Origin of the sequence: Streptomyces sp. NPDC091412, assembly GCF_044756885.1 — a bacterium.
Classification (GTDB): Bacteria; Actinomycetota; Actinomycetes; order Streptomycetales; family Streptomycetaceae; genus Streptomyces.
In genome coordinates, this window is the sequence record NZ_JBIVTV010000007.1 from 55,342 (window position 1) to 80,397 (window position 25,056).

The 25,056-nt window shown below is 70.2% G+C and carries 41 protein-coding genes; 3 read left to right on the forward strand and 38 right to left on the reverse strand.

The annotated features are described in order from the left end of the window. Nucleotides 1-50: 50 nt before the first annotated feature. The 14 genes from ACIQMV_RS19370 to ACIQMV_RS19435 form a co-directional block, all read right to left on the reverse strand. Nucleotides 51-1,343, reverse strand: a complete 1,293-nt coding sequence (locus ACIQMV_RS19370) for an IS256 family transposase (RefSeq protein WP_402594115.1) — start codon at nucleotides 1,341-1,343, stop codon at nucleotides 51-53. A gap of 270 nt (nucleotides 1,344-1,613) precedes the next feature. Further along, nucleotides 1,614-2,573 (reverse strand): hypothetical protein, encoded by a 960-nt coding sequence (locus ACIQMV_RS19375; RefSeq protein WP_402594116.1) that lies wholly within the window; start codon nucleotides 2,571-2,573, stop codon nucleotides 1,614-1,616. Between the two features lie 34 nt (nucleotides 2,574-2,607). Beyond that, nucleotides 2,608-2,865, reverse strand: a complete 258-nt coding sequence (locus tag ACIQMV_RS19380; protein ID WP_402594118.1) for a hypothetical protein — start codon at nucleotides 2,863-2,865, stop codon at nucleotides 2,608-2,610. Beyond that, complete coding sequence (locus ACIQMV_RS19385; RefSeq protein ID WP_402594120.1) at nucleotides 2,862-3,425, reverse strand: hypothetical protein; 564 nt, start codon at nucleotides 3,423-3,425, stop codon at nucleotides 2,862-2,864. Before ACIQMV_RS19385 ends, ACIQMV_RS19380 begins: the two co-directional genes overlap by 4 nt. Nucleotides 3,426-3,508: 83 nt before the next feature. Next, entirely contained in the window at nucleotides 3,509-4,174 is a 666-nt protein-coding gene (locus ACIQMV_RS19390; protein ID WP_402594122.1) for a hypothetical protein, read from the reverse strand. Between the two features lie 115 nt (nucleotides 4,175-4,289). Next, nucleotides 4,290-4,433: a hypothetical protein gene (locus ACIQMV_RS19395; RefSeq protein WP_376608599.1), complete on the reverse strand. Its 144-nt coding sequence runs from the start codon at nucleotides 4,431-4,433 to the stop codon at nucleotides 4,290-4,292. Then, entirely contained in the window at nucleotides 4,417-4,854 is a 438-nt protein-coding gene (locus ACIQMV_RS19400) for a hypothetical protein (RefSeq protein WP_402594125.1), read from the reverse strand. The genes ACIQMV_RS19395 and ACIQMV_RS19400 overlap by 17 nt, the downstream gene beginning before the upstream one ends. A gap of 256 nt (nucleotides 4,855-5,110) precedes the next feature. Beyond that, complete coding sequence (locus ACIQMV_RS19405) at nucleotides 5,111-6,220, reverse strand: hypothetical protein (protein ID WP_402594127.1); 1,110 nt, start codon at nucleotides 6,218-6,220, stop codon at nucleotides 5,111-5,113. 45 nt (nucleotides 6,221-6,265) lie between these two features. Continuing rightward, nucleotides 6,266-6,502 carry a hypothetical protein gene (locus ACIQMV_RS19410; protein ID WP_402594129.1) on the reverse strand — a complete coding sequence of 79 codons (237 nt, stop codon included), beginning with the start codon at nucleotides 6,500-6,502 and terminating at the stop codon, nucleotides 6,266-6,268. Next, on the reverse strand, nucleotides 6,499-6,987 hold the full coding sequence (locus tag ACIQMV_RS19415) for a hypothetical protein (RefSeq protein WP_402594130.1): 489 nt from the start codon (nucleotides 6,985-6,987) through the stop codon (nucleotides 6,499-6,501). Before ACIQMV_RS19415 ends, ACIQMV_RS19410 begins: the two co-directional genes overlap by 4 nt. 10 nt (nucleotides 6,988-6,997) lie before the next feature. Beyond that, nucleotides 6,998-7,426: a hypothetical protein gene (locus ACIQMV_RS19420; RefSeq protein ID WP_402594132.1), complete on the reverse strand. Its 429-nt coding sequence runs from the start codon at nucleotides 7,424-7,426 to the stop codon at nucleotides 6,998-7,000. Further along, the gene (locus ACIQMV_RS19425; protein WP_402594134.1) at nucleotides 7,423-7,842 is read right to left on the reverse strand and encodes a hypothetical protein; all 420 of its coding nucleotides are present in this window, start codon (nucleotides 7,840-7,842) and stop codon (nucleotides 7,423-7,425) included. Before ACIQMV_RS19425 ends, ACIQMV_RS19420 begins: the two co-directional genes overlap by 4 nt. After that, nucleotides 7,839-9,128: a hypothetical protein gene (locus ACIQMV_RS19430; RefSeq protein ID WP_402594136.1), complete on the reverse strand. Its 1,290-nt coding sequence runs from the start codon at nucleotides 9,126-9,128 to the stop codon at nucleotides 7,839-7,841. The genes ACIQMV_RS19425 and ACIQMV_RS19430 overlap by 4 nt, the downstream gene beginning before the upstream one ends. 56 nt (nucleotides 9,129-9,184) lie before the next feature. Continuing rightward, nucleotides 9,185-9,787 (reverse strand): HNH endonuclease, encoded by a 603-nt coding sequence (locus ACIQMV_RS19435; protein ID WP_402594138.1) that lies wholly within the window; start codon nucleotides 9,785-9,787, stop codon nucleotides 9,185-9,187. 180 nt (nucleotides 9,788-9,967) lie between these two features. Between ACIQMV_RS19435 and ACIQMV_RS19440 the strand changes: the two genes are divergently transcribed. Further along, on the forward strand, nucleotides 9,968-10,240 hold the full coding sequence (locus tag ACIQMV_RS19440; protein ID WP_402594139.1) for a hypothetical protein: 273 nt from the start codon (nucleotides 9,968-9,970) through the stop codon (nucleotides 10,238-10,240). 77 nt (nucleotides 10,241-10,317) lie between these two features. Here the strand turns inward: ACIQMV_RS19440 and ACIQMV_RS19445 are convergent, their stop codons facing one another. The 18 genes from ACIQMV_RS19445 to ACIQMV_RS19530 all read right to left on the reverse strand — a co-directional run bounded on the left by ACIQMV_RS19445 (nucleotide 10,318) and on the right by ACIQMV_RS19530 (nucleotide 19,919). Next, a complete protein-coding gene (locus ACIQMV_RS19445; RefSeq protein WP_402594141.1) occupies nucleotides 10,318-10,794 on the reverse strand; it encodes a hypothetical protein in 477 nt (158 codons plus the stop codon). A gap of 67 nt (nucleotides 10,795-10,861) precedes the next feature. After that, nucleotides 10,862-11,077, reverse strand: a complete 216-nt coding sequence (locus ACIQMV_RS19450; RefSeq protein WP_402594142.1) for a helix-turn-helix domain-containing protein — start codon at nucleotides 11,075-11,077, stop codon at nucleotides 10,862-10,864. Beyond that, the gene (locus tag ACIQMV_RS19455) at nucleotides 11,074-11,313 is read right to left on the reverse strand and encodes a hypothetical protein (protein ID WP_402594143.1); all 240 of its coding nucleotides are present in this window, start codon (nucleotides 11,311-11,313) and stop codon (nucleotides 11,074-11,076) included. The genes ACIQMV_RS19450 and ACIQMV_RS19455 overlap by 4 nt, the downstream gene beginning before the upstream one ends. Beyond that, nucleotides 11,279-11,611, reverse strand: a complete 333-nt coding sequence (locus tag ACIQMV_RS19460) for a WhiB family transcriptional regulator (protein ID WP_402594145.1) — start codon at nucleotides 11,609-11,611, stop codon at nucleotides 11,279-11,281. The genes ACIQMV_RS19455 and ACIQMV_RS19460 overlap by 35 nt, the downstream gene beginning before the upstream one ends. Before the next feature lie 2 nt (nucleotides 11,612-11,613). Beyond that, nucleotides 11,614-11,868 carry a hypothetical protein gene (locus tag ACIQMV_RS19465; protein WP_402594147.1) on the reverse strand — a complete coding sequence of 85 codons (255 nt, stop codon included), beginning with the start codon at nucleotides 11,866-11,868 and terminating at the stop codon, nucleotides 11,614-11,616. Continuing rightward, nucleotides 11,865-12,503, reverse strand: a complete 639-nt coding sequence (locus ACIQMV_RS19470) for a hypothetical protein (RefSeq protein ID WP_402594149.1) — start codon at nucleotides 12,501-12,503, stop codon at nucleotides 11,865-11,867. The genes ACIQMV_RS19465 and ACIQMV_RS19470 overlap by 4 nt, the downstream gene beginning before the upstream one ends. Next, nucleotides 12,490-12,939 carry a hypothetical protein gene (locus ACIQMV_RS19475; protein ID WP_402594150.1) on the reverse strand — a complete coding sequence of 150 codons (450 nt, stop codon included), beginning with the start codon at nucleotides 12,937-12,939 and terminating at the stop codon, nucleotides 12,490-12,492. Before ACIQMV_RS19475 ends, ACIQMV_RS19470 begins: the two co-directional genes overlap by 14 nt. Continuing rightward, nucleotides 12,936-13,493: a RusA family crossover junction endodeoxyribonuclease gene (locus ACIQMV_RS19480; protein ID WP_402594152.1), complete on the reverse strand. Its 558-nt coding sequence runs from the start codon at nucleotides 13,491-13,493 to the stop codon at nucleotides 12,936-12,938. Before ACIQMV_RS19480 ends, ACIQMV_RS19475 begins: the two co-directional genes overlap by 4 nt. 2 nt (nucleotides 13,494-13,495) lie before the next feature. Continuing rightward, nucleotides 13,496-14,248, reverse strand: coding sequence for a hypothetical protein (locus ACIQMV_RS19485; protein WP_402594154.1), 753 nt, complete (start codon nucleotides 14,246-14,248; stop codon nucleotides 13,496-13,498). Next, on the reverse strand, nucleotides 14,245-14,454 hold the full coding sequence (locus tag ACIQMV_RS19490) for a hypothetical protein (RefSeq protein WP_402594156.1): 210 nt from the start codon (nucleotides 14,452-14,454) through the stop codon (nucleotides 14,245-14,247). Before ACIQMV_RS19490 ends, ACIQMV_RS19485 begins: the two co-directional genes overlap by 4 nt. After that, the gene (locus ACIQMV_RS19495; protein ID WP_402594158.1) at nucleotides 14,451-15,182 is read right to left on the reverse strand and encodes an exonuclease domain-containing protein; all 732 of its coding nucleotides are present in this window, start codon (nucleotides 15,180-15,182) and stop codon (nucleotides 14,451-14,453) included. The genes ACIQMV_RS19490 and ACIQMV_RS19495 overlap by 4 nt, the downstream gene beginning before the upstream one ends. Beyond that, nucleotides 15,179-16,195, reverse strand: a complete 1,017-nt coding sequence (locus ACIQMV_RS19500) for a RecT family recombinase (protein ID WP_402594159.1) — start codon at nucleotides 16,193-16,195, stop codon at nucleotides 15,179-15,181. Before ACIQMV_RS19500 ends, ACIQMV_RS19495 begins: the two co-directional genes overlap by 4 nt. 2 nt (nucleotides 16,196-16,197) lie before the next feature. Then, nucleotides 16,198-17,277 (reverse strand): YqaJ viral recombinase family protein, encoded by a 1,080-nt coding sequence (locus ACIQMV_RS19505; RefSeq protein WP_402594161.1) that lies wholly within the window; start codon nucleotides 17,275-17,277, stop codon nucleotides 16,198-16,200. 5 nt (nucleotides 17,278-17,282) lie between these two features. Beyond that, nucleotides 17,283-18,131, reverse strand: a complete 849-nt coding sequence (locus ACIQMV_RS19510; protein WP_402594163.1) for a hypothetical protein — start codon at nucleotides 18,129-18,131, stop codon at nucleotides 17,283-17,285. After that, nucleotides 18,128-18,412 (reverse strand): hypothetical protein, encoded by a 285-nt coding sequence (locus ACIQMV_RS19515; RefSeq protein WP_402594165.1) that lies wholly within the window; start codon nucleotides 18,410-18,412, stop codon nucleotides 18,128-18,130. The genes ACIQMV_RS19510 and ACIQMV_RS19515 overlap by 4 nt, the downstream gene beginning before the upstream one ends. Further along, complete coding sequence (locus ACIQMV_RS19520) at nucleotides 18,409-18,798, reverse strand: hypothetical protein (RefSeq protein WP_402594166.1); 390 nt, start codon at nucleotides 18,796-18,798, stop codon at nucleotides 18,409-18,411. Before ACIQMV_RS19520 ends, ACIQMV_RS19515 begins: the two co-directional genes overlap by 4 nt. Beyond that, a complete protein-coding gene (locus tag ACIQMV_RS19525) occupies nucleotides 18,795-19,256 on the reverse strand; it encodes an HNH endonuclease signature motif containing protein (protein WP_402594167.1) in 462 nt (153 codons plus the stop codon). Before ACIQMV_RS19525 ends, ACIQMV_RS19520 begins: the two co-directional genes overlap by 4 nt. A gap of 84 nt (nucleotides 19,257-19,340) precedes the next feature. Further along, on the reverse strand, nucleotides 19,341-19,919 hold the full coding sequence (locus ACIQMV_RS19530) for a helix-turn-helix domain-containing protein (RefSeq protein ID WP_402594169.1): 579 nt from the start codon (nucleotides 19,917-19,919) through the stop codon (nucleotides 19,341-19,343). Nucleotides 19,920-20,069: 150 nt separating this feature from the next. On the opposite strand from ACIQMV_RS19530, the gene ACIQMV_RS19535 reads away from it, so the two are divergent. Together ACIQMV_RS19535 and ACIQMV_RS19540 are read left to right on the forward strand one after the other, a co-directional pair. Then, on the forward strand, nucleotides 20,070-20,531 hold the full coding sequence (locus tag ACIQMV_RS19535; protein ID WP_402594171.1) for a hypothetical protein: 462 nt from the start codon (nucleotides 20,070-20,072) through the stop codon (nucleotides 20,529-20,531). Nucleotides 20,532-20,573: 42 nt separating this feature from the next. Beyond that, the gene (locus ACIQMV_RS19540) at nucleotides 20,574-21,440 is read left to right on the forward strand and encodes a hypothetical protein (protein ID WP_402594172.1); all 867 of its coding nucleotides are present in this window, start codon (nucleotides 20,574-20,576) and stop codon (nucleotides 21,438-21,440) included. Nucleotides 21,441-21,889: 449 nt separating this feature from the next. On the opposite strand, the gene ACIQMV_RS19545 is transcribed toward ACIQMV_RS19540, so the two are convergent. From ACIQMV_RS19545 to ACIQMV_RS19570, 6 genes are all read right to left on the reverse strand, one after another. After that, nucleotides 21,890-22,678, reverse strand: coding sequence for a calcium-binding protein (locus ACIQMV_RS19545; RefSeq protein ID WP_402594174.1), 789 nt, complete (start codon nucleotides 22,676-22,678; stop codon nucleotides 21,890-21,892). Nucleotides 22,679-22,851: 173 nt separating this feature from the next. Then, nucleotides 22,852-23,184, reverse strand: a complete 333-nt coding sequence (locus ACIQMV_RS19550) for a hypothetical protein (protein ID WP_402594176.1) — start codon at nucleotides 23,182-23,184, stop codon at nucleotides 22,852-22,854. Nucleotides 23,185-23,554: 370 nt separating this feature from the next. Then, entirely contained in the window at nucleotides 23,555-23,785 is a 231-nt protein-coding gene (locus tag ACIQMV_RS19555; protein WP_402594177.1) for an e9imm peptide, read from the reverse strand. A gap of 292 nt (nucleotides 23,786-24,077) precedes the next feature. Continuing rightward, complete coding sequence (locus ACIQMV_RS19560; RefSeq protein WP_402594179.1) at nucleotides 24,078-24,206, reverse strand: hypothetical protein; 129 nt, start codon at nucleotides 24,204-24,206, stop codon at nucleotides 24,078-24,080. Between the two features lie 75 nt (nucleotides 24,207-24,281). Further along, nucleotides 24,282-24,404 carry a hypothetical protein gene (locus ACIQMV_RS19565; RefSeq protein WP_402594181.1) on the reverse strand — a complete coding sequence of 41 codons (123 nt, stop codon included), beginning with the start codon at nucleotides 24,402-24,404 and terminating at the stop codon, nucleotides 24,282-24,284. A gap of 406 nt (nucleotides 24,405-24,810) precedes the next feature. Further along, complete coding sequence (locus ACIQMV_RS19570; protein WP_402594183.1) at nucleotides 24,811-25,011, reverse strand: hypothetical protein; 201 nt, start codon at nucleotides 25,009-25,011, stop codon at nucleotides 24,811-24,813. Nucleotides 25,012-25,056: the final 45 nt, after the last annotated feature.

Consider the following 25,056-nt stretch of genomic DNA (forward strand, 5'->3'; position numbering starts at 1 on the left):
GCGCCCAGTCGGGGTCTGTCAAACGAGCGGTGTAATTGTGGTAGTTGGGGTTACTGGCGGGCTGCCGACAGGCGGCCGTCGAAGGTGATGTCGAAGGCGTTCAGTGCGGTCTTCCAGCGCATGGTCCAGCGGGCCTGTCCCTTGCCGGTGGGGTCGAGGGACATGATCGCCATGTAGACGCACTTCAGGGCGGCTTGCTCGTTGGGGAAGTGGCCGCGGGCCTTGACCGCCCGGCGAATGCGCGCGTTCACCGACTCGATCGCGTTGGTGGTGCAGACGATGCGGCGGATCTCAGTGTCGAACCGCAGGAAGGGGGTGAACTCCTCCCAGGCGTTCTCCCACAGCTTCACGATCGCCGGATACTTCCGGCCCCAGGCGTCGGCGAACTCGGCGAACCGGTCCAGGGCGGCCTCTTCGGTGGGAGCGGTGTAGACGGGCTTGAGGAGCTTGGCGATCTTGTCCCAGTCCTGCCGGGCGGCATAGCGGAAGGAGTTCCGCAGCAGGTGCACGACGCAGGTCTGCACGATCGTCCTGGGCCAGACGGTCTCCACCGCGTCGGGCAGACCCTTGAGTCCGTCGCAGACGAGCATGAGGACGTCGTTGACGCCGCGGTTCTTGATCTCGGTGAGGATGTGCAGCCAGTGCTTGGCGCCCTCACCGCCGTCGCCGGCCCACAGTCCCAGAATCTCCCGCCGGCCCTCGGTGGTGACGGCCAGGGCCACATAGATGGGCCGGTTGGCGACGGCACCATCGCGGATCTTCACGTGAATGGCGTCGATGAAGACGACCGGATAGACGGTGTCGAGCGGGCGGCTCTGCCACTCGGCCATGCCCTCCAGCACCTTGTCGGTAATCGTGGAGATGGTCTGGCGGGAGACCTCGGCGCCGTAGACCTCGGCCAGGTGGGCCTGCACCTCGCCGGTGGTCAGGCCCTTCGCGGCCAGCGAGATGACCATCTCGTCGACGCCGGTCAGGCGCTTCTGCCGCTTCTTGACGATCTTCGGCTCGAAGGAGCCGTCGCGGTCGCGGGGCACGGTTATCTCCACCGGACCGACATCGGTCAGCACCGTCTTGGAGCGTGTGCCGTTGCGGGAGTTGCCACCGTTCTTGCCCGCCGGGTCGTGCTTGTCATAACCGAGATGGTCGGTGATCTCGCCCTCCAAGGCGGACTCCAGCAGCCGCTTGGTCAGCTGCTGCAGCAGCCCGCCCTCGCCGGTCAGCTGCAGGCCCTCGGCCTGGGCGCGACCCACCAGCTCGTCGATCAACTGGTCGTCCACGGCCTTCGCCGACGCAGCCTTCGTGGGCTCGGCGGTCTCGGACTCGGACACGTTCTCACTGGTCATCGATGCATCTTCCATGATCGGGAGTTACACCGAACGATTTACAGTCCCCCCAGTCGGTGCAGGTACTCGCCGAGGCGGCGGGCGGTCTCGATCAGGTCGCGGGCCAGGGCGCGGAACTGGTCGACGATCCGGCGGAAGTAGGCGCAGGCGCGGGTGATCGTGGCTGAGAGGGCGCGGGCCTGGTCGGGGGTGAGCAGGTGATCTGCATCGTGGTGTGTCCGTTCGGACGGGCCCGGCCGCGCTTGGGCGGCCAGGCCGAGGAAGCGCGGGTCAGTGCTCGCTGGGGGAGGCGAGCGGGCCGGGGTCCTTCACCCCGTGGGCGAGGGTGGTGAGGGCCTGTGTCCGGCTGTCCCGTGCGAGGAGGCCGAGGCGCTGCTGCCGGGCGATGTACTTCGCCGCGGTGATGGCGTTCACGCGCAGCGAGTTGTAGGCCATTGTGGCGCGGCGTGCGCGCTCGAAGGCGGTGGCGAGCGCGGTGATGCAGTCGAGGCGGCCGCATTCGTCGGCGGCGTGCGGCGGCTGTTCCAGGACGTCGGTGGGGGCGTCGGGCTTCGGGCAGGACAGCGAGGAGCAGGTGACGAAGCCGCCGCTGCCGAGGAACAGTGAGTCGCTGCGGCAGGCCGGGCAGGTGCCTTGCACCTTGGGCATACGGCCCGCCTGGGCTTCGAGGCGGTTGTCGCCGTCGAGGACCTGACGCCACCCTTCCACCGTCTTGGGGCCGACGTGGATGGTGCGGAACATCTGGCCTCCGACGTCGCCCGTGGTGACCCGGGCGAGGATCTCGCCGAGGGTGGCGGTCAGGTCGCTGATACGTCGGCGGAGTTCGTCCTCCGTCTCGGGGCTGGGCTGGATGATCGGCTGGGCGTCGGGGGCCGGCTCGACTGTCCGGCCGTCCATCTCGGCGTGCAGGAGGCCGAACGCCTCGGTGAAGGCGGCCCCGGCGAGGTCGCGGGGGACGTGGGCGTGGTACGCGAAGCGGAGCCCGGACGGACTAATGTCCGGACTGTCCGGACGCGTGTCCTCGGACCCTGTCCGGTCAGTGTCCGGCAAGGTCAGGGCGCATCCGGTCTCGCCGACGACGGGCGGGCCGAGGATGATCCCGCCCATGTCCGGACGGTCGTCGTCGGCTGTCGGGACGGTGTCCGGACAGCGGGTGTCCGCGTGTTCGGGGGTGGCGTCGAGCGCGTCGGTCGTCGGCTCCGGGCCGGTGGTGTGGGGCTGGTCGGTCACGGGATGGCTCCAAGGTCCAGGCGCGGGCGGGGGCTCACTGCATCCACCAGTCGGGGGCCTGCGTGGTGATGAGGGTGATCAGCCAGCCGGGCCTCTGCGGCACGGGCATGTGCCAGCCCTCGGGGCCGGTCGGGGCGGTGACGACGACCTGGGGCGGCCGTTCGTCGACCTGCTGCCAGCTGATGACGATCTCCTCGGCCGGAAGGTCGGTGTCTTCGCCGGTCTTGGGGCTGAGGCGGAAGCTGCGGCTGACGGTCTTCACTTCCGTGATGCGCTCGACGGTCAGGCTCATCGGACGGACTCCTCGTTCGGCTCGGGGGCGGGCTCGGGGATGGGGTCGGCCGGTCGGGGCTGGCCGGGGTCGTAGCGCCACAGCGGGTGGCCGATGCACGCGCGGATGCGGAGGCTCTGCAGGAGCTGCCGGGCCATGTGCGTGCACACCTCGGGCGGCAGCTCGTACGGGTAAGGCGAGGCGTTGTCGACGGCGTGCGCGAGGGCTTCGACGGTCATGCCGGGCTCGTCGGCGATCACGGCCTCGTCCCACTGGAAGGCGCAGCGGGCACACTGGCGTTCCAGCCGCTCCGGCAGCGGGCCGGGCCGGCTGCGGTCATTGAAGGTGTCGACGTACCGGACGGGCACCGGCTGCCGGTAGAGGGTGCCGACGTCGGTGTACCGGCACTTCGGGCATTCGGTGTCGTCGCCGGAGAACGGCGGCAGGATGCCGCCGCCGTTGTCCTCGTCGGCGTGCTCGGCGGCCGGGCTGGGCGGTGGGGCCCCGCTCTGGTCGGCGTCGGCCGGCGCGCGGCCGCCGCATGTCACCTGGGCCGGGTCGCTGGTGATCCGGCCGTTCACCGGCAGTTCGAACGGGTCCGTGTTACAGCACGAGGTGAGGGTCTGGCCCCTCGGCGGGCAGGCGTGGATGGTGCTGCGTGGGCTCAACGGTTGCTCCCGGTGGTGATCTGGTCGTGGTCGGCGCGCAGGACTTGAGCGACCGCTGCGCGCAGGCGGGTGACGGAGACGCCGAGTTCGCCGTACGGGAGGAAGCGGTCGAAGTGGTCGAGGGGGTGGACTTCGCACGGCTCGGTGACGAGCTCGGCGGGGTCTGGGTCGGGGGTGTACTCGGCGCGGCCGTCGCGTACGCGCCACTCGGCGGCGAGTTCCCCGGGCGTCTCGTCAGCGACGAGTTGGGCGGTGAGGTCGAGGTAGGGGAAGGCCTCGGCGATCTGCTGCCATTCCTCGGTGATGGCCTCGACGTCCGGCCGCTTGGCGATGGCGAGGTTGGAGCTGCGGATCGTTCCGCTCCAGTCGCACCAGCCTTGGGGGCCGCTGGCCCACGAGGATGCGATCCGGGAGGTGTGCAGCCACTGGAGGTCAAGGCAGCGCAGCCGGTCGACGGCCGCGCGGACCGAATCCGGGGCCCAGTCCGCGTAGTTACCTGGCTCGATGCCGAGGATTTGACCGACGATGCCGGTCGGGTCCCGGTCGGTGGTGTGCAGCAGCCACAGGCTCGCGGTGCGGATGAGGATGTCGTTCGCCTGCTGTTCGGTGACGGGCTGGCCGGTGACGAGGAGGCGGCGACGGCACATGGTGCAGTCGGTCATGGTGATCACTGGTCTCTGGGCTCGTTCGTGAAGGGGCAGAGGGGCCAAATGAAGTCGTGCCGGGCTCCGCAAGCACGGCATCGCCATTGGGCGAGCCAGTACGGCACGAGGCTGGTCAGCACACCCGGTCCTCCGTCTCGGCCGGTCGTAGCGGGGCGGGTGGTGGCAGTTCGCTCCAGGCGAGCGGGTCTTCGCCGCGGTCGGTGTCGACGACGACGCCGAGGACCCGGGCGAGTTCGGTGTCACGGGCGTCGGTCATGCGGTTCCTTCGGCGTTTGTCGTGGGCTGGGAACCTGGGTGATGTTCTGACCGGTGAGCGTGTTCGGTTGGCCGCTACTCGCGGCGATCACGTCGGCGAGGGTGCAGGAGATGGCGTTCGCGATGGCGTCGGCGTCCCCGGCGCACAGGGCGCAATTCGGGTCGTAGACGTGGCCGTTGCGGCCGCCGTGGGGCACGGCTGGCCGGCCGCTCGCCCCGGATGCGGGAACGCGCACGAGAGCCATGCGGACCATCTCGGTCAGGGGCGAGCGGGGGCGGGCCCGGCAGGTGACGGCGGTCAGGTTCGGGGTGACGCCGTCGCCGCGGGGCAGGGTGGTCGGAACGACACCGCAGCACGGGGTGAGGGCGCCGCCGGGCGGTGGGGCGGCATGGATGGTGGCGTACTGAGGGCGGGGGCTCACTGCGCCCACCTCCGCCAGGCCTGCGCGCAGCGGCGCACGGAACAGACGGCGGCAACGAGCAGCAGCGGGGCCGCTAGGACGAGCGTCAGCAGCGGATGCATCATCGGCGTCTCCTTCGAGCGGGCCGCCCCTGCGCGGGGCGGCCCATCGGAACTTCTCGGGTCGGGCCGGGGCGTGCGCCGGCCTGTCTGGTTTGCTGGGGGTGGGCGGCCGCCCTTGGTACGAACAAGGGCGGCCGTTCACTGCTGCATGGGGGTCAGTCCTCGGTGTCGCTGGTGAGGGCGCGTCGGCAGCCGCCGCACAGCGCCAGCCGGGCGGCCTCCTCGGCGGGGATGGGATTGCTGGCCGACCACTCGCGGGGGCAGAGCGTCACGCTCGGCCTGTCCGGGTTCAGCGCGTGCTTCGTGGTGCGGTTCACCGACCGCGTGTTGAACACCCACGTCGGCGCCGCCGCCTCCTCGGCGGCCCGCTCTGCGGCGCCGCCGTCACCGCTGGACGGCTCGCAGCAGCCGACGTGCACGGTCTTGCCGGTCAGGCCGTGGCCGCGCTCGCCGACACCGGCGCAGTCCTGCACGGTCTTCGGCTTGGCGTCCGTCGGCCACACCTCGAAGACTTCGCCACCGTAGATGTCGCGCAGGTCGGTCGAGTCGCAGCGGACGGGCGCGGTCGCGTTCTCGTACAGCGGCTGCCCGGTACGGGGCTGCACGGAGGCGTACGTCCACAGGCGGCCGTCCCGGGTGCGGTAGGCGGGCGGCTCCGTCATGCGGCTGCCGCAGTACACGCAGCGGGGTGGCTCGCCGGACAGTGCGGCCGCCTTGAAGAAGTGCTCACCGGGTTCGGCCTTGTCGCCGACGAGGTTCTGCGGGCACAGCCGCCGGTCGACCGGCTCGGGCGCCGGGACGACCGGGGCGGCCGGGGCCGGGACCGCCTCGGTGATGGTGGCCGCGGCGGCCACCGCCAGGCGCTGCCCGTCGGCGCACATCTCGGGAAGCCGCATGTCACGGCGGCAGGTACCGCACTCGGCGATGTGCGCGTTGGCCGCGGCGAATGCTTCCCCGACCTGCAGGAGCAGCGCCTCCAGGTCGGGCACCGGCGTGTTCAGGATCGCCGGGCCGGGCTCGTCGCCGCGGATCCACGCGGCGAGCCCGTCGGCGTACATCTGCCGGGCCAGGCGCCCCTGTTCCTCACGGAACTCGGCGGCCTTCCGCAGCTCGACCAGGTGCGGCGCGTACCGTCCGAGTGCCTGGAGCAGCGGCTCGGGCATGATCTTCGTCAGTTGCAGCGGGGTCCGCTTCTCACGGCCGTGCCCTGGATCCAGGCACAGGCCGAGGAAGTCTCGGACGCCTTTCTCGGTGCCGAACTCCACTGGTTCTCCTTCGGGTTGGTCCAGCCCCCGGGCGGGGGCCGGAAGTCAGTTGATGGCGCCGGTCCAGCGGGCCAGGTCCTCGCCCGCCGTGGCGTTCGCGCGGACCAGGTCGTCGCGGTCGGTGAGGAGGTCGGCGAGGGCTGTGCGGGCGTCGGCGAGGAGCCGGGGCGCCTCGGCCGGGTCCGGACGGCCGGCGAGCTGCTGGACCAGGCCGCGGATCTCGTCGACTCGGGCCGGGGCCAGCTGCACCCGGCGCGGTCCGGTCCCAGTCGTGTCGTTCATCGACTGGCCTTCCTGAGCACCCGGGCCGGGCCGAAACCGGGCCAGGCGGGCAGGCCGGGCCGAGGCCTCTGTCCGGTCCGCGCGGCGGCCACAGCGATCACGTCGAGCAAGCCCTGACGCCGGTCCTCGGGGCCACGCTCGCCGCGCTGGACGTCGGCGAGGATCGGCCGCAGCGGGTACGCCTCGATGCGGATGCGGCCGCGGTGGCTGAGCTGGCTGTGCCGGTCGCCGATGTGGAGCCAGTCGCAGGCGTCCAGCCCGGCCGCGAGGGCGAGCCGGTCGACCTGGTCGCCGAGGACGGTGCCGCCGTCGGTCCAGCCATGCCACAGGCGGCAACCTCCGTCGGCCCGGTAGAACGCGAACCCCAGGTACGTCTCGGGCGGGTAGTCGCCGGCGATGCTGTCGGCGACGGCCTGCTCGACCGGCGTCGGGTCCGCCGTCGGCTGGAGCCGCACGGTGGCCGTCAGGGTGGTCTGTGTCGTCACGGCTCGCCCCCTAGTCCTCGCGCGGCCACGTGATGCCGTCGCCGGCGTCGTGGTCCTCTTCGTGGTCGGGGTCCTCGATCTCGCAGAACACCTCGGACCCGATCGAGTTGTGGTTCATGGCGTCGCACCGGGTGCGCGTCGGGGTCTCCTCCGGCACGATCGCGAGCGCCACACGGGCGGCCCCACGGGCGGCAACCTGGGCCTCGGTCGGCTCAGCCCACCGGTGCCAGCCTTGGGAGGCCGCCCACCGCCCGGAGCCGTGGCCCAAGAACGGCACACCGCACCAGCGGCAGCCGTCCGGCAAAGGCGGCTCGCCGTCCGGGAAACGGATCGCGCTACGGCGCAGGCCGGTCTCCGGGTCGACAGTGAGCAGATGGCTCATGGATTCCTCGCTTCCTTGCAATCGGCGGCCGGTCACGGTCGACAGGCCGCTGTTCATGCCGACTCCTGTGTCAGCACGAGGTCGTTCCGGCACCGCAGCAGCGCCCGCGTCACCGTCCGCGCCCCGAACCGCCGCACGGCCTCGTCCTGGCCCAGGTCGGCCACCGCGCGCGCCACCGTCTCCAGCGGCACCGCCTGCGCGACGATCCCGCCGCCGTCCGCCACGCCCCGGCGCCGGTTCGTCGCGCACAGCAGGCACGCACCCCCGGCCGTCGGATCCGTCGGAGCGCCCGGGTGCTGCGCACAGCCACGGGCCAGCGACGCGCGGGCGGCGACGAGCAGTCGCCGCGCGGCGTCCAGGTCGCCGCGGATCTCGTCGAGGTCCTCCGGGGCGGGCTGCAGGGCGATCAGGTGCTCACCCCGCTCACCCAGGGCGCGCAACGCCTCGCCCAGCTCGGTCACTTGCTTGCTCATACGGTCTCTGCCTCCTGGCTCGTGCGGGCGGACAGACGGGCCGCGAGATCAGCGAAGGCGAGGGCGGCCTCCCGCTTGCAGTCCTGGCACTCGCGGTCTTCCGGCTCCGGCTCCCTGCGCTTCGGGCCCCGGCAGACCCGGCACTCCCACCAGGGCTGTCCGGTCCGCTGCGAGGGCACAGAGACCCCGCCGCCCCGGTGCGCCTTGCGCTCCTGGCAGGCCCGGCAGGGCTCGCCGGTGTCGACCATGAACTCGTCCTCGCACCCGGCGTCCGGGCACTCACCGGGCCGCACAAGCGCCTGGAGGACGGCGTACGGGTTCTCGATGCCCCGACCGGCGAGGAGCTGGCTCTGGTACCGGTGACGCACCCAGCGACGGGCCACACGGTCAGCGAGCTGCTCCGCCGTGCGGTTCTCCAGCTCGCGGACAACCGCCACCCGCCACGTGTGCGGCACCTTCCGACCGTCCAACAGCTCCAGCAGCGACGGCGGAAGCGCCCGCTCCACGACAGCGACGGCCGCAGCCTCGTCCCGGGTCAGCCGGGTCTTCTTCCTCGAGGTCGCTCGCTTTTCCGTCGCGGCGGAGCCGCCTCGCGCGGCGCGCGCGCTACTACCTGCAGAGGCCCTACGGGCGTCAGCGGCGCTACGCGCCGAAGGCGCCGATTCCTCGGATGGTGACTCAGAAGGTGACTCAGAAGGTTGTGGGACTTCTAGTCCCTGGGGTGGGGACTCGTAGTCCTGGGGGTGGGGACTGGCAGTCCCTGGGTTTCGAGCGTCAACGTCCTCGACCTGAGGGCCGCCCCAGGGACTATCAGTCCCCGGGGCTTCACTCGACCGGCCCCCCTCCTTCGGACGCTTCACGCCCTTGTCGGCGCGGGTCTTCTTGGCCGGGGCCTCGGCGAGCGGGGGCCGGTTCTTGGCGGTCAGCGCGTGGCGGCCGAGAGAGGCCCGCTGCTCGTTGATCTCAGCGAGCTGCAGCTGGCTCCAGAACTCGGCCGGGATCATGACCTCCCACACGACGGGGCGCTGTTTCTCCGGGATCGCCAGCCACGCCTGGGAGCGGTACTCCTCCTGCCGCCGCAGGATGCCTCGCTTCTCCATCTCACGGCATCGGCGACCAGCCGTCTTCGGGTCGAGGCGGGCGACCTTCGCGAGCGTCGCGTACGACCGGAAGCAGTTGCACCCGTCGAAATCGCCCTTCATCACGAGGGCGATCAGGATCGCGCGCTCCTCGGCGTCACGCACAGGGGCGTGCTCCGCAGCCCACAGGATCGGGTACAGGCTCACTCAGCACCTCCCTCGGCGATCAAGACGTTCACGTGCTTCTCTCTGGGTTGAAGGGGTCAGGCGGCCTGCTGCTCGCGGAACCGCTTCAGCTCGGCCATGACGGCCTCGTGGAGGGCGAGCGCGACCGGCGCCAGGTCGGTGGACTTCTGGGCGCCGGTCCGGACGGCAGCGGCCCACAGGAGCGGCGGCGAGTAGCCGAGGTGGACGATCTCCTCCACCGACTTCCGCGCTGCCGACCTCTCCGCTTCGGCGGGCTCGGGATCCGCGTCCGGGTAGTCGCCGATCCAGCCGTACGCCCAGCCGCCGAAGACCTGCTGCTGCCAGAACGGGTCAGCGGCCGGGTCGTAGGGCTGGTGCAGGTCCGTTGCCGAGTTCTCTGCGAGCAGGCCCCACACCGTCCGCTGGAAGCCCGTGGTCACCAAGGGCTTGGTGGCCTCCAAGGCGGCCATCACGACGTCGTCGGGTGCGGTGCTGGTCTTGCCGTTGTTGCACGGCCCGCAGGCCGTGACGAGGTTGTCGAGGGCATCAGCGCCGCCGAGTGCGATCGGTGTGACGTGGTCGACGGTCAGCTCGGCATCGGCCGCGGTGACTCCGCAGTACCGACATCGGAAGCCGTCTCGGCGCAGCACCTCGAAGCGCAGGCGCGCGGGCACTGACATTTCCAACTCCTTCGGGCAGGCACACGCATTGGGCTGATCGCCAGGTAAGTGGCAATGATCAACACATAGCCAACATAGCATTTGGCCAACCTTAATGTTGGCTATGGGTGTGTAATGGGTCGCGCACACACCCACGAGGCCAAGCCGGCTGTGGCCAACGCCCTGTGGGAAGATCAGTTCATGCCCGAGGAGACCCCTGTGACCCGCTTGGAAGAGGCTGTGGCGGCAAAGGAGGCCGCTGAACGAAGGGCCGACGCCATCCGCAAGGAAGGCGCCGAGACCTTCGCCAAGGCCGTCGTCCGCGCCCTGGTCGAAGACGGCATGAAGCCCAAGGAGGTCGCCGCAGCGACCGACGTGAGCTACGAGACCATCCGCCGCATCGCCCGAGCCGCCGATGTGGAGCGTCTGCGGGAGCCAACTGTCACGAGCCGGCGCAAGGCCAACGAAGACTGACCGGCGGGCAGGCACGTCGAGGCGGGGGCAGCCAACCAGGGCTGTCCCCGCACTGTGTGTCTGCGCTCTGGTTCCGGTCATCCGGTCTGCCGCCCGCCGGCGAGCCGTGCGAGGGCCGCGGCCTCGTCGCGCCGCTCCCACTTGTTCAGCAAGGTGCGGCGCTGCCGGTCGGTGAGCCTCACGGCCCGGGAGACGACGGCGACGACGCGGGCGGCCTGGCACGTCCAGGTCGGCCAGTGATCCTCGGTGGACGCGACAAGGTCGCCGACCGGCCCGACCTGGTACAGGTCCCCGAGCCACACCTTGGACGCGTGGAAGCGTCCGTACTCGCGGTCGCTGGTGACGTACACGCGGTCGGGGTGCCTGGTAGCCGGGTCGACGACGCCGAGGCCGGGGACGATCGGGTCCTCGCCGGCGGCGCGGGCCTCGCAGATGCGGCAGCCGTCGACGACGGCGGGCGGGTGCGGCTCGATGAGGTCTCCGGGCCGCAGGCCGGGGAAGCCGCCGTGGTAGAGCCGCGCGCCGGGGGGCGGCGCGGCGAGGGTCGTGCTCATGGGGGGTTGCTCCGGGCAGGGTTGGGCCCGGGACGGCCGTAGGGGTGCCGTCCCGGGCGGTCCGGGGTCAGGGCTTCTGTGGCCGGTTCCGCTTAGGCCCGACGCCCTTGACGCCTCCGCGCTTGCGGAATTCGGTGTCGACGGAGATGAGGAGATTGCGGACGGTGCCGTACGACCAGCCGGTGCTGTCCGCGAGGTTCCGGATGGACGAGCCGGCGTAGTAGCGGCCCTGCATCTTCAGTGCGGTCTTGGTGCGGTCGGCGCCTTCGAGTCGGCTGTTCACTGGGTTCCGAACCTTTCGTTCTCCCAGGCCTCGGCGTATTCCTGGGCTTGTTGGGCGATGGCGGCCTCGGCGCACACCTTGTGTGCGGGCTTGCCGGACCTGTCGCGCAGCCAGGTCGGGCGTTGGCAGTACCGGCACGACTTGGCGTTGTCGGACCAGTGGGCGCGGGCGGTCCAGTCGAGGAGGCCGGCGGGTGGCGGGTCAGGCCGTGAGGAGTTCTTCCGGCTGGGCGGCATCCGGGTCCTCCTCTCCCCCGCCCCGTGCGCGGCGCCGCGTCAGTCCGAGCCGCTCGTCAGGGTCGAGGCCGCCCCAGATACCGATCGGCTCCTGGCGCTCGAGGGCGCCGTGCAAGCACGGCGTGATGACGGGGCAGCGGTAGCAGACCCGTTTGGCGGCGATGGCGTCGAGCTTGCCGGGGCCGGCGCGCCAGTTCTCCGGGAAGAACAGGTTCGGGTCGTGCTCCAGGCATGCGCCGTGGTCGCCCCACCAGTCGGGCCGGGCGGGCGCTGTCGGAGCGTCGTGGCTAGTGCGCATCATCAACCTCCTCGGGAGTCGGGTCCGGACGTGTCCGGACACGTGTCCGGGCTGGTCAGCGGCTTGGAGTGACGGCGGGTCGGGTGGGCGGCGGACCGTGTCCGGACGCGTGTCCGGACACGGCGCGAGGCCACCCGGGCAGCGACGAGGAGCACGACGAGAGCCGCGACGAGCGGCCCCCACAGGTGCGCACGGGACACCGCCGCGTCCACGGCCTCAGCGAGGTCGAACCACAGCAGCAGCAGGTCCGGGTTCACGCCGGGACCCCCTCGTCACGCCACCGGCGGATCGTCTGGTCGCAGCAGCCCAGCCGCCGCGCCAGTCCCACCACCGGCACGCCCCTGGCGACGACCCCGAGCGCGGGGTCAGCCAGCCGGAACGCCATCCGCTTCTCCTCCAGCCGCAGGGGCGGGTACGGAGGCTTGCCGAGCAGCGCCTGACGGATCGCCACCAGGTCCATGCCCTGATAGCTGAGCCGTCCGGGCTGCGCGGCCCGCATGACGTCGTCCTCCTGGTGCTCGCCGGCCACGCAGGCTTTCCGCGTGCAGGTGCCCTCACAGCGGCCCAGTGGCTCCCGCCCGTGAAGCAGGCGGAACGCCACTTGGTACGCGGTCTGCGACTGGCCGGCCATCGGCACGTTCGACGTGGAGAACCGGCCGAGCCACCGGCGGTGGCCGCCGTCGACCGGCACCGACAGCGCCTCGAAGTCGACGACGGTCCAATGGCGCCGGAGCATCCGGAACGGGGCGATCCCGAGGTCCGCGCGGACCTCCCGGACGAACTCCTTGCGCACGCCCAGTTGCCGGGCGACCTCGATGTTCGAGACGTGCCCCTCCTTCAGGGCGCGGGCCACCCGTTCCCACTTCGCCGCTGACGACTCACAGGCAGGCATCCAGCGCCCTCCTGTCACCTCGCGCCAGCTCGCGCATGACCCGGTCCGCGAGGTGCCCCCCGGCAAGGCAGTGCTTGACCTCGCAGGTGGTGCGTACCTGCCCCTCCGGTTCACGGCCGTGGTGCGCGCGGAACGCCACTCGGGCCGCCGTGACGAACGGGTCGACGATCGGGACTCCGTGGATCGTGGTCCGGCCCCGCCACGTGACGTGGCCGCCCGCGATGACGACCGCGTTCTCCTCGAAGCATTCCTCGGCCGCCATCCGGGCCGACCGCGTGGGCGCCGGGCACTCGGGCGCCGGGAACGCCGGCTGACCCAGCTCATGACGGACCCGGGCCACCACGCATGGCTTGCAGCCCAGCTGACCGGCCAGCTCAAGATCCGACAGGCGTCCCGCTCCCAGGGCGGCCGCGATCCTCTCCCAGCTCGCCGTCACGACACCGCCGCCCTTGCACGGTGCTCGCGGAAGCACTCGACGTTGTGGAACTTCTGCGTCTTCCGGCTCGGCTGGAAGGGGAGCCCGCAGCCGGTGCAGGGACGGACGTTGTCCGTGCCGCGCAGCATCGTGGAGACGTGCGGGGCCATCACGAGGATGGTCCGCGGGTGCTCGGCGTCGAGCTGGATCTCCCCGTACTTCGCGGTGATCTGCGAGTCGTCGACCCACACGATGCGATTCCCGGCGTCGCAGACGTGCTTGATGAGGTTGTCGGTGTCGATCGACTGCATGTTGTGCCGGAAGAACACGCAGCCCAGCGCCACGTTCCCGGTCAGCGGCAGCCGGAACCAGCGCCGCAGATGCAGCGCGGTCGCCTTCTCGGCGTCCCTGTCCTCCTTCGCCGTGTACGCGTGGCCGTCCGTGTCGAACCGCGGCCGCCCTTTGCTGTGCGGCACACCGGGGATGACCCGCCCCCACGACTGGGCCGCGTCGGGGGCGAGGAACTGGAGGATCCGCTCAGCCCGCTCCCGGTCGCCCGGACGGGCCGCCGACACGGTCACTCCTCGCCCCCGGCCTGCCCGGTGCCGGTCGTGGACAGCAGTCCGGTGATGAATCCGCCCGGCTTGAAGGGGGGAGGCGGGAGCTGCGGGTTGCGGACGCGGGTGAGCACGATGTCGTCGGGGTCGTCGACCTGCGTGTTGACCTCGGCGTGCAGGACCTTGCCGGGCAGCCGGTCGGCGGTCAGGCCGGTGTAGCCGGTTGCCAGCTGGTCCATCGGCACCGTCACCGGCGTCTCGGTGCTGTAGGCGACGACGACCACGCGCGCGGTGCGTGCCTTCTGGTCGACGTCGTGGACCACGACCGGGGTGGCCGTGCGGGGCTCCGTACGGGCAGCCAGGTAGGCACGGCCGAACTCGGTGACGACCGGCCGGCACTCCTCGAAGGCGGCATAGCGGCGCACGGTCAGCTGCGGCAACAGCCCCGCCGGGTCGGTCAACGGCTCGCCGGCGGCCAGGGACCGCAGCAGCGCCTCAGCGTCGGGCAGCAGCGGCTTCTCCGTGCCCGCGGTGACCGCGCGGATCATCGCCGCCCGCCACGCCAGCGTGCCCCGCGTCGACTCGGCCGAGCACGGGCAGTGCCGCACCGTCGCCTTGTGCTCGTCCCCGGCATGCCCGGCGCACTCCAGGACGCTCGCCCGGCCCCGCTCGCACAACGCGGCGGTACAGCACGGGCAGTTCGGACAGGGGCCCTGCGGCGGGCGTACGTACTGCGGGCCGAACGGCTCGTGGAAGGGTTCGTCGTAGCTCATGCGGTACCTGCCGTGATGTGGTCGCAGTTCCAGCAGCGGCGGGTGCCGTCGACGCTCACGGCGTGCGCGGTCTCCCTGTCCTCTGCCGGGCAGTGATGGATCTGAGCGACGTCGACCTGACCGGCCTCGAACGCCGCGACCAGGTCGAGGGCGGGCCGGCGCCCGGGTCCGAAGACCCGAGCGGCAGCATCGAAGTGGCCGGTCACCAGACGTCGCCCGGCACCGGGGCCGGGAGCAGCGGCCAGTCGAACAGGGTCAGGTCGACGTCCCCGCCGACGCTGGCCAGGTAGCGGCGGAAGTCGGCGGTCTGGGCGCGGGCCCAGTGGACTTGCCGCTCGTGGAGGTCGCCGAGGTCCACGCTCGTCAGCCACGGGAAGCGGCGGGCGATCTTCGAGACCACCGAGCACGCCGCTTTCGCGTCGGCCTCCGCGTTGTGCGCGCCGTCGAGCTTGACGCACCAATACGTGCACAGGGCGGCGAGGTTCCGCTTGCCCTTGCGGTACGGCGTGACGTGCTTGTCCAGTACGCGCGGGTCCAGGACGAGCGGCACCGACCGCCCGAACAGTCCGCGCAGGCCGTACCGGGCGGCCTCACGCTCCAGCAGGGTCAGGTCGAACTGGGCGTTCATCGCCACGATGGGCAGCCCGGCGTCGGAGTGGGCGGCCAGGGCCGCGATGATCTCCTCGACCACCGCGGCGGCCGGGCGGCCCGCAGCGCGGGCCCGCTCCGTCGTGATGCCGTGCACGGCCGTCGCCTCGGCCGGGATCTCCATCCCGCCCGCGTCCGACAGCCAGTTGCGGGCCTCGGTCATCTGCCCGCCGCCCCAGCGCACCACGCTGGCGGACACGATGCGGTCCGCGTCGACGTTCACGCCCGTCGTCTCCGTGTCGAACCCGACGAGGGACCGGTCAAGCCACGTCCACGTCTGCCTCACTTCCCTGCCCTCCGTCCTCGGCGGGCAGCCCGCGACTGTCGGCGGGGCTGGTTGCGGTGCTGGCTGCTCTTCTTGAAGGACTTCGGTCGGGTGTGCTTCGAGGCGGGAACGTCCTGCGACGCCTCCGCCGCCGCGTGGGCGCGCTCCGCCTCGGCGAGCAGCCGCGCGGCCTCCGGGTCCGGAACGTGAAGGATCTGCGCCTCTCCGGCCTCGCCGGCGTTGTCCGCCTTCACCAGCGCGGCCAGCTCGGCGGACATGGGGACGACCTTCGCCAGGCGACGGACACCCGACTTGCGCCACATGGCCAGGAAGTCGGTGTGCCAGAACGAGTCAGCCGTCCCGGCCGTCTCCGCGTCCCGGTACGCCTGGCTGTACTGGTCGCGGATCTCCTCGGCGTCCTCGCGGCTGAGGATGATGACCTGGGAGCGGGCACCGCCCTTGAGCCAGGCGAAGGCGTAGCAGAGGATCACCTCGCCGCGCTGCGCCTTCGTCTTCCGCAGGTCCGGCTCGTGCACGAAGTCGTCCGGGGCCGGGGCGGTCGGCACGTAGCGGTACTCGTCGTGCTCGCGGATCTCCCCGACGTGTACCGAATCGACCGCGCCGGACCGGTACATCAGGTCGATGAAGCCCTGCGCCATCGGCACGAACACGGCGAGTACGCCCTCGCGCTTGATGACGGCGTGCTTCCCGTCCGGGATGAGGCCGAAGCGGGCGCAGGTCAGCAAGGCCTGGAGGGTGCTCGCCGGCGTGCACTTGGCGAGGCGCGGCAGCACCGCCCGTACGGCCGCGAAGAACGCGGAGCGGTCGATGTGCGCCGGAAGGGCCTCGTCGAACTCCGACTCGTACCGCATCAGCCAGGCCATGACGGTCTTACTCATGGGCGGTACGACCTGCTCGTGGCCCTTGACCTCGGTCAGCTCGGCGGGAGCGTCGGGCGCCTGGTCGTGCTGCTCGTCGGGGGCCGAGCTGACCGAACGGGCAGCGCGGATACGGTCCTTGAGTGTGATCGTCATGGTCAGGCGCCCTTCTTGGCCTTGGGCTTCGTCGGCTTGGTCGGGCGGAGCTGCCGGGCCCGGAACTTGCGGTAGACGTCGGGCTCCTCGGTCTTGAGCCGGTCCATGTCGAGGGCGTCGACCTGGTGCGTGAACCGAGCAGCCAGGTCGGGCCGCTCCTCCCGGAACCGCTTAGGGGCGAACACCGAGTTCTGCTTGTTCGTCCAGACGACCTTGCCGTCGGAGTCCTTGACGATCTCGTTCTCGCCCGCGATCAGGCGCATCTCGTTCTCGACCAGGCGCACCTCGTCCTGCGCTGCCTTCGCCCGCGCCGCCAGGCGCGCGTGGTCGTCGAGCAGCTTCTTCGCCGTGTCGGCGTCGACCTCGGCGACCGACTCGGGAGTGACCTCCCACAGCCGGGCGAGGAGGTTCGTGGTGTCTTCCAGGGCGTCAGCGGGCGGCGGGAACCCCTCGACGATGTGCCGCTGGTACCAGCCCTCACAGTGCTCGACCAGCTCGCCGATGATGTCCTCGTCGCGCTCAAGGCGGTGCCAGCGGAGCTTGTTGCCGCCGACGAGCGCGGCCACGTAGCCGTGGTCCCAGCCGCCAACGGCCATGTACCAGTAGCACTGGATCGCGGGGGCGTCCGGGACGCCGTCCTCCCAGTCGTCGATCTGGTACTCGCTGCGGTTCTTGCACTCCAGCGGGGCCAGGACCACGGCCCCGCTCTCGTCGACCACATACCGGTCGACGTTCGCCCGCATCCACGGCCGCTCGATGTTCTGCAGCGTGCCGGGCGGCATGGCGATCTGGTGGCCGGACCGCTTCGAGAACATCATCGCGATGAAGTCCTCGATCTCACGGCCGATCTCGGCAGGCTCGCTGTCCGTGAAAGTCGAGCGGCCGTGCTTCTCCTCGAACACCCGGCGCGGGCTGTTGTACTTCCCGGCCAGGCCGAGGATCCCGGCGACGTCGGAGCCGCCGATGCCGAGGCGTCGTTCCTTCTCCCAGTCCTCCCGGGAGGCCCCGTTGGGCAGGATGAGGCGAGCGGCCGGGGCGTCCGGCCGACCGGACGCCGGTGTCTCCGTCTGACGGTCTCGCATGTCGATCACTGGTTGTCCCCCGTGGTGTGGGTGGCTTCGCGGCCGCAGCCGATCGGGCCGTCCTGCCATTCGGTCTGCTCCGCCTCGGCAGCCCTGCGGGTCTCCTCGTCCAGCTCGATGAGGTGGAGGGCCGCCGCCCGCGCCGAGGTGTGCGGGCCGGTGGCGGAGTCGCCGACGAAGTAGCGGATCACCTGCGCCGCTTCCATGAGCCCGTGCGCCTCGACGTGCGGCAGCACCCGCAGCGCGCGCAGACTCGGCTTCTCCCGGTACAGCTCCGCGATCAGGTCGACAGCGGCCGCATACCTGCCGCCCTCGACGCCTCGGATCAGCGGCTTCTTCGGCGACTTGGCCCGCTGGGTCCGGTTCCCTTCCGCGAGCACGCGGGCCTCAGCCAGGACGAAGCGGTAGTCGTCCTGGTGGCCGCAGTCGTTCTCCCAGACGTCGCAGACCAGACGGTCTCCGTCCTTGACGAAGGTGTGCGAGCGGATCGGGCCGCGCGGGGCGCCGCACCTCCGGCAGCGCGAGGAGATGTCCACCGTGCGGATGCAGACACATTCGTAGCCGGGCTGGGTGCCGTAGTCGGGCACGCGCACGGTCACGGTGTCCGGCATCGGCGCGACGTCGAGCCCGGCCACATACCGCACCCATACGACCGAACCGCCGTCGTGCACGGCCTCGTACGCATCGAACGATTCAGCCGGCCGGTAGGCGGCCGTCGTCCCGTTGCGGACCATGCGGGCCACGCTCTGGCCGGTCATCCGGGCGTCGTAGATCGCCGCCAGGATCCAAGCTCCCGGCGTCTGCCGGGCGTTGGCGGCAACGGCCTTGTGGTCGGCCTGCAGATACCTCCTCATCGACGGACTCCGTTCTCCGGGGACCGACGGGGACCGATCAGCCCGGCCGTGATGGCGCGGCGGGTGCGCACCTGCGAGGGGTGCCGCAGCTTCGAGCAGTGCCCGCAGTCCTTCGCGCTGTGCCGGAGACACGGGGCGTCACTGCCCTTGAGCACGGGCGGGATCGGCACTCCCTGCGCCGACCTGTCGGTCTCAGTGCGGCTGAACACGACGGAGACCGCGAGGAGAAGGAAGCAGAGGGCCATCAGGCCCGGGATCACCTGGATCAGGACGTTCTTCACCCGCCACCTCCGGGGAGGACGGCCACGGTCCCCAGGGGGCGGCCGACGAGCAGGTCATACAGCTCGGTGCTGGTCAGACCGTCCGCGCCGGGCAGCAGATAGCTGGCCCACACCTCCACGGGCACACCGTCGTAGCCGGTGACGAGCTGGGCGATGCCCTGCCGGTCGCCGCTACGGTCGAGGACGGAACGGGCGACCGTGCCGCCCATCACCTGAGCACACAGGTCGATGATCTCGCCGGTGCCGGTCTCGGTGACCTGGAACCCCTTGAGGACTCCCGGGGTCTCACCAACCGTCCAGACGAGCCGGTCGAGTTCGGGGTGCCGGGCAAGGAGCTGAGCCAGAGCCGCGGAGGCGGCCTGTGCGGGGGTGGGGGCAGTGGTCATCGCGCACCACCAGCCCCGTGGTTCTTCCGCCACCACTCTCGGGCCGCAGCTCGCTTGCAGGTGAGGCACCGCCGCTTGCCATTCTTCACCTGGGCGTTGACCTTGGTGTAGCGGTGGCCGTTCCGGCAGTGGGTCTTGGAACTATGCCCGTTGCGGCCACGCTGGTCGCGGTCCTGCATGTTCTCCAGAGGGGTGCCCGGCCGCAGGTGCTCCGGCTTGACGCACAGCCTGTTGTCGCAGGAGTGCAGAATGAACAGGCCCCCAGGGATTGGGCCGACGTGCGCCTCGTACGAAGACCGGTGGGCGTACAGCTGGACGCCCCGAATCTTGAATTTTCCGTAGCCCGCGGCGGTGCTACCGGTCCAGAGCCAGCAGAGACCGGAGCGGTCCGTACGGGCGTCGAGCCTGGCGAGTGCCAACTCCCGCCCGTCGGGGAAGTCGTAGATACTCTTGCTCAAGGTTCCCTCGATTCGTGGATTGAGGTGCCTGGTGCGTTGCGGGGCTGTCGGGACCGGGCAGTGGTCTCGGCGGCCCCGCCGCCGTCACAGCGGGACGGGCTCGCGTCGCCGGCCCTTGGCGGGCTTGATCGCGGCCAGCGGCAGGACGTCGGGCGCGGTAGCGGGGTGGGTCGGTTCCGCCGGTGTCTGCTCGGGCGGGTTGATGACGGCCTCCGCGTCGGGCGGCAGGACCGCATGCATGGCCTGGACGATCCGCAGGTCGCAGTCGCAGAAGACGGCCTCGTTCTTGCCGTACTTCTGGTGCGGAAGGCGGCTGATGTTGTCCTCAAGCCACCGCCGCTTGATCTTCAGCTTCGCGGCGGCCTCGTCGTAGTCGCAGTTCTGCACCACGGCGCATTCGCAGTGCGTGCGCGACCAGGCGGTCACAGCACGGCCCTGCAGGACGGCCTTCGGGCAGTTCAGGACCTCGATCAGCTTCCGGAGGTTGGCCGGGGTCACGTTGCGGCGACCGGCCTCGATGTCGTTCATCAGCTGCTCGCTGATGCCCAACTCCTCAGCCAGAGCCCGTTTGGTCAGTCCGGCGTTCTCGCGGGCGAAGGTCACTGCGGCCGGCGCATGATCAAGCGGGGAGAGCCGCCTGCGCCGTTGGGGCGGGTGGTTCATGATTGCAAACTAGCGCGTAGTTCTGCGTAGTGCAAGAAGCTACGCGCGAAGTAGCTAGTAGTGCGAAGTTACACAAAAATGCGCCCAAGTGCTCCCGTAAGCCCCGACGGTCATGGCGTACTTGTGCGTAGTTATGCGAAGCTCTTTGGCATGGATGCGAGACCCAAGCCCCCCGCGGAGGGCGCGCTCATCAAGGCGGGCCTCAAGCTCCGCCGACTCTCCGCGCGCAAGGCGGCCGAGCAGGCGGGCATCAGTGATGCCCGGTGGCGGCAGATCACCAGCGGCTACCAGTCCGTCAGCGGCTCACGCATTCCCGTCCGCGCCCCCGCCGACACGCTGGCCCGGATGGCCCTCGTCGCCGGTGTCACTCCCGAACAGCTCATCGGCGCAGGCCGCGAGGACGCAGCCGAGATACTCCGGGAGATCGCCGAAACGTCGGCAGAGCCGGGCAGCCCGTACACGGACGACCCCCATATCGACGCCATCGCGAAACTCTTCACCACCCTCCCCCCGGAGGCGCAGGACGAGGTACTACGGCGCGTCGGCCGCTCGATGCCGCCACCAACTACCCCTGACCGCATGGACGTTCGCCGCCACCGCTCGGCCGGGTGAATAAGATCACGCGGCAGTAAAGTTTTCACATAGGCAACACAAATGTTGCTCCAGGCACACAACTATGCCCCTGTGATCACCGAAGGGGGCACAGTGAACGACATGCTGCTGGCGGGTCTCCTGGGCGCGACAATCACGGCGCTCGTCCTGCTATACCGATCCCACACCAGACACGAAGCACTCATCACACAACTCCGCGCCGAGCTTGCAGCCGAAAAGATCGCCCGGATCACAGCAGCCCAGGCGAGACCCCCATCACCTGTCAGCGGGGACGAACCAGAACCCGTCCGCCGCAAGCGGCACCTGACGCTGTACATCGGCGGCGGCGTCGTCGCGATCATCCACTCACTGCGCGGCCGGTCCCGCCAGGTATGGAAGCACCACCGCGCCGCCACCGTGACAGCCGCTGCGGGAGTCGTCGCGGCCGCCGGCACCACCGTGGCGCTCCTCATGCCCTCCAGCAGCAACGCCACGCCCACCCCGGGCGGCCCCGACGGTGCAACGCCCGCAGTCTCACCGGAAGCCGCCCCAGTCAGCGGCACCCCGCCGAGCAAGGACGACATGCTGTCCGTCTACGACACGACAGCAGAAGAGCCCCTCGACGAGGGCGACCTCGAATCGCCAGCCAGCCCCAGCCAGGCATCCGACCCCGCCAGCACCACGGCACCAGCCACCGAGGACGACGCTGGGACGACGCCCGCAGCCACCCCGGACGCAACACCGCAGGCCCCCGCCGACCCGCCGCCCGCAGTCCCGCCCGCAGTGCACGCAACCCCCGCATCTACTTCCGCCCCCGCCCTGCAGCCGCCCAGCCCGCCTGCCGAGGAGAACGACCAGGACAGCGGGAAGAAGGGCATCTGCGTCGAAGTGCCCAAACTTCTCGACCTCTGCCTCCTCGGCGGGAAGTAGGCCCGCCCCCAGTCAGCACAGACACCGAAAGACATGGGGCCCTGCTTCTTCGGGCCCCCGGCCGTCACGGCCTTGGCACTGGTGGGCTCGCGTATTCAACTGGCGCCAATTCAATGGAACCCACCCTATTGATGACCGTGTGTGGTCTCCGGAGGCACGCTGGTTCCTGATTCCACCGAACTCGGATGCGAAGCGGGGTGTGAGGACGCGGTGGCAGACAAGGGTGGCGACGGAGGCGGACGTCCCAGGGCCTGCTTTCGGATTGCTGCGGTGCGGCTGGCAGTCTTGGGGGACGCCGAGATCGTCGATCAACTTGGAGAGCGCGAAGGGATGCAGCGGCTCACCGGCCTGCCGGCCGGGAAACAGCCAGGGCGCAAGAAGGCCCAGACCGAAGGGTCTCCGGCCTGAGCCTTCTGCGCTTGCTGGAGGATAGATGACCCTCCCGAGGGTTACTTCACGTGGACGTAGTCTGCCGCGGAGGCGACCGCCGGGGTGGTGGACGTGCCTGCGAAGGAGTAGCGGAAGTAGCCGTCCGCCGTGGCCTTCGTCGTCGTCCTCAGGTTGCCCTTGCTGTCCGTCGTGACGGTCTTGAGGGTCTTGTAGGTGCTGGTGCCCTTCTTCTTGAACTGGAGCTTCACCGGCTGCTTGGTGTAGCCCCCGTACTTGTAGGTCTCCCAGTTGGCGCGGGTCAGGGCGCCCGTGACGGTGATCGTCTTGTTCTTCTTCGCCGGTTCCGGCGAGGCGTTGACCGTCAGCCTGGAGTTGCGCAGGACCTTCGCCTTGGCGGCGGAATCCTTGGTTATGTAGTCACCGTCGTTGGCCAGGGCGTGGGCTCTCACGGTCCAGGTCCCGGCCGTGGTGTTGTCCTGGGGGTGGATGCGCGGATTCATTTTCAGCGTGTAGGTGCAGGTGGTCGTGGTGAAGCTCTGGCGCACGCACTTGCCCGCAATGTTGTCGGGCACCACGAGACCGTAAGAGTCGCCGTTCGGGAGGGGCGTGTGCCACATGACCGGGAAGGTACTTCCGACCTCGATGCCCGAGTCGTCCGTGGCGGTCACCGCGATGGTGAACGTCTTCACGTCCGTGGTCCCCAGGACGATGTCCTTCCCTCCGTTGACGACCACCTTCGTGATCCTGATGTCGCCCGAGAAGTCATCCGCCTGGGCGGCCGCCGGAATCGTGAGCGCGGACACGGCGAGGGCCCCGGCGAAGCCTGCCACGGTGGTGCGGTGATGCATGAAGGCGTATCCCCCATGTTCCAGCGCCTCAGGAACGTCCCGAGGCGGAGCTGACAATGCCCACCCCGTACGCGGGTGGCACGGACATGACCATCAGGTCGCAGGGATGGTTGCCCATCGATCACACGGCTGCCAGGACGAGCTCGGGGCTCACGCCATCTTCCGGCCTCGGTCTACTGGTGAACTCGCGTATTCAACTGCCACCAGTTCCCCGAGGGGTCCAGCCTGGAGGTGACCCGCCAGTGGTCTCCGGAGGCGTATCGGCTCCAGGTGCCTCCGGCCTCAGAGGCCAGCTTGGCCGTGGTAACCCGGCGGTAGCTCAGAGCCTCCGCGACGACCGGGGCTGGCATCTCCAGCACGTGCTGCCGGATCACAGCGGCACGGCCGGCGGTGGTGGGAATGCCGAGGTCGTTGAGGAGGGCCGCAAGGACGTCGGGGTGGAGCGGTTGCCCGGCCCGACGGCCGGGGAATAGCCGCCGGCAGGCCTGGTTGGTCGCGGTGTTCATGTTGTCCTGGCTGCGGATCCAGCGTCACAGGAGTTCCGCGAGCGGTTCGGGAACGGGGGACGACGGCTCGCCGAGCCGGAGAAGGTTCTGCTGTTCGGCGCGGGTGATGTCGTCCAGCGTGAGGCGGACGACGCGGCTGGGCGTAAAGCAGAACGATGCTCCCCGCGACCCGGGCTCGCAGAGGCAGGTGAGAGCAGACAGCGCAAGATCCTTGTAGGCGGACAGGACAGCTCCCTGACTGCGGACAGCTGATCTCCCTCTCCGTGGACCCATTCGTGTCGGTTCCGAACAAATGATCCCCCCGGCGGTTGGCTCAGTGCTGCCTGGCATTGAGACCAATCCACCGGAGGGACGTTGAAGTGCGTCGGCTTCACAGGGCGATCGGCCGATACGCCAGGGCCGAATCGACGACTTCGTCGGCCGAAAGCTCCCGCTCTGGCGGCCAGAAGATCAAGTCGCTGACATGGCCGGACGGACACATCAGGGCTCTGTCGAGCCTGTCCAGCCAGCCGTCCACCTCCTCCTCGGAGGCGTAGTCCGCATCCATGATCCGCTGCACCAGCGCGACCGCCTCCGCGCGGCTCATCTCCACTGCACTCATCCGGCCCCCCTCCACGCGGGCCACCCTAACGACATGCACGATCGGCCGGACAGGTCCTTTAACCCGGCTGAGGGACGAAAAGTCACATCGCAGAGGGAGATCAGGTGTCCACGCACAAGGACATCAGATGTCCACCCAGAAGGACGCGGCCGTGTCCGTGGACAGCAGGCTCGGGTCGGTGAACGGCTGATCAGCTCCCTTGGTTGAGGCGCCGTGCCTCACCGGAACCGTGTTGACCGCACCGAAAACGTCCAGGTCACGGGCCTAGTCAGGCGCTCGCGCCCCGGCCGCATCACCAGGATTCGGCCTGCAGGAATAGCGTGATCACCTCGATCACCTCCGCGATGAACCAGATGGAGAACACCAGACACGCAAGCCACAGCCCCCACAGGACCCAGCGGACCTCTCGTCGTATGCGCATGAGCGGATCATCCCCCTCGCAGTCCCGGTTCGTGGCCCAGGCAAGGCCAGACAGCGGGCGGTCCATGGCCAGGAGCTAGGCGGCCAGCGGGTGGAATTCGGGACGGATGCGGCCCGTTCCGTCGTCCAGCAGCTCGTCGAGCCGGTCGGCGATGGCGCATCGAGTGCAGAGCTGTGCGCGGTAGAGCTTGTCCTCCATTCCGCAGCGAGAGCATCGGTAAGACATTCATGAAGCCTGCGCAGTCGGAGCAGATCCGTCTGCCGTCGCTGGGCCGCAGGCCAGGAAGCGCGCACTCGTCGCCGCAACCGGGGCAGATGCCGCGAACCTGGAGGGCCTTGTCGTAGCAGGTGCGGCAGACGTGGCCATCGGGCCAGGATCGACCTCCGCGAACGCCTCCAGACCCCGCCCCACTCGAACACGGAGATCCACGGTTAGACCTCGTGATCAATCTCGGCGCAGGCGGCTGCGCCGATACTCCCTGGGCCGTGCACCGTGATCCGCGAATGCAATGCCGCAGGACCCCGACACACAGTCACGATCTGCTCGTGCCGTTGGCGAATACGCGATACCTCAACATGCGAGCCACCAGTCTCGACCCCCAGGCTCAGGGGAATAGCTGGGCGAGTGCTCCGGTGACGGCGGCGGCGAGGGTAAGGACGGCGGCGAAAGTGGTGGCGGCACGCATGAGGGCGGCGGGGTACGTGGCTCCGTCGAGGCGGGCAAGTATGCCCGCGGCTACGCCCGCCAAGAGCGCGAGCGCGACGACCAAGGCGGCGGCGAGCAGGACGATGGCAATGCGGTTCACGGCGATCTCCCCGGAGAGGGCGGGACGTTGATGTGACCGAAGGTC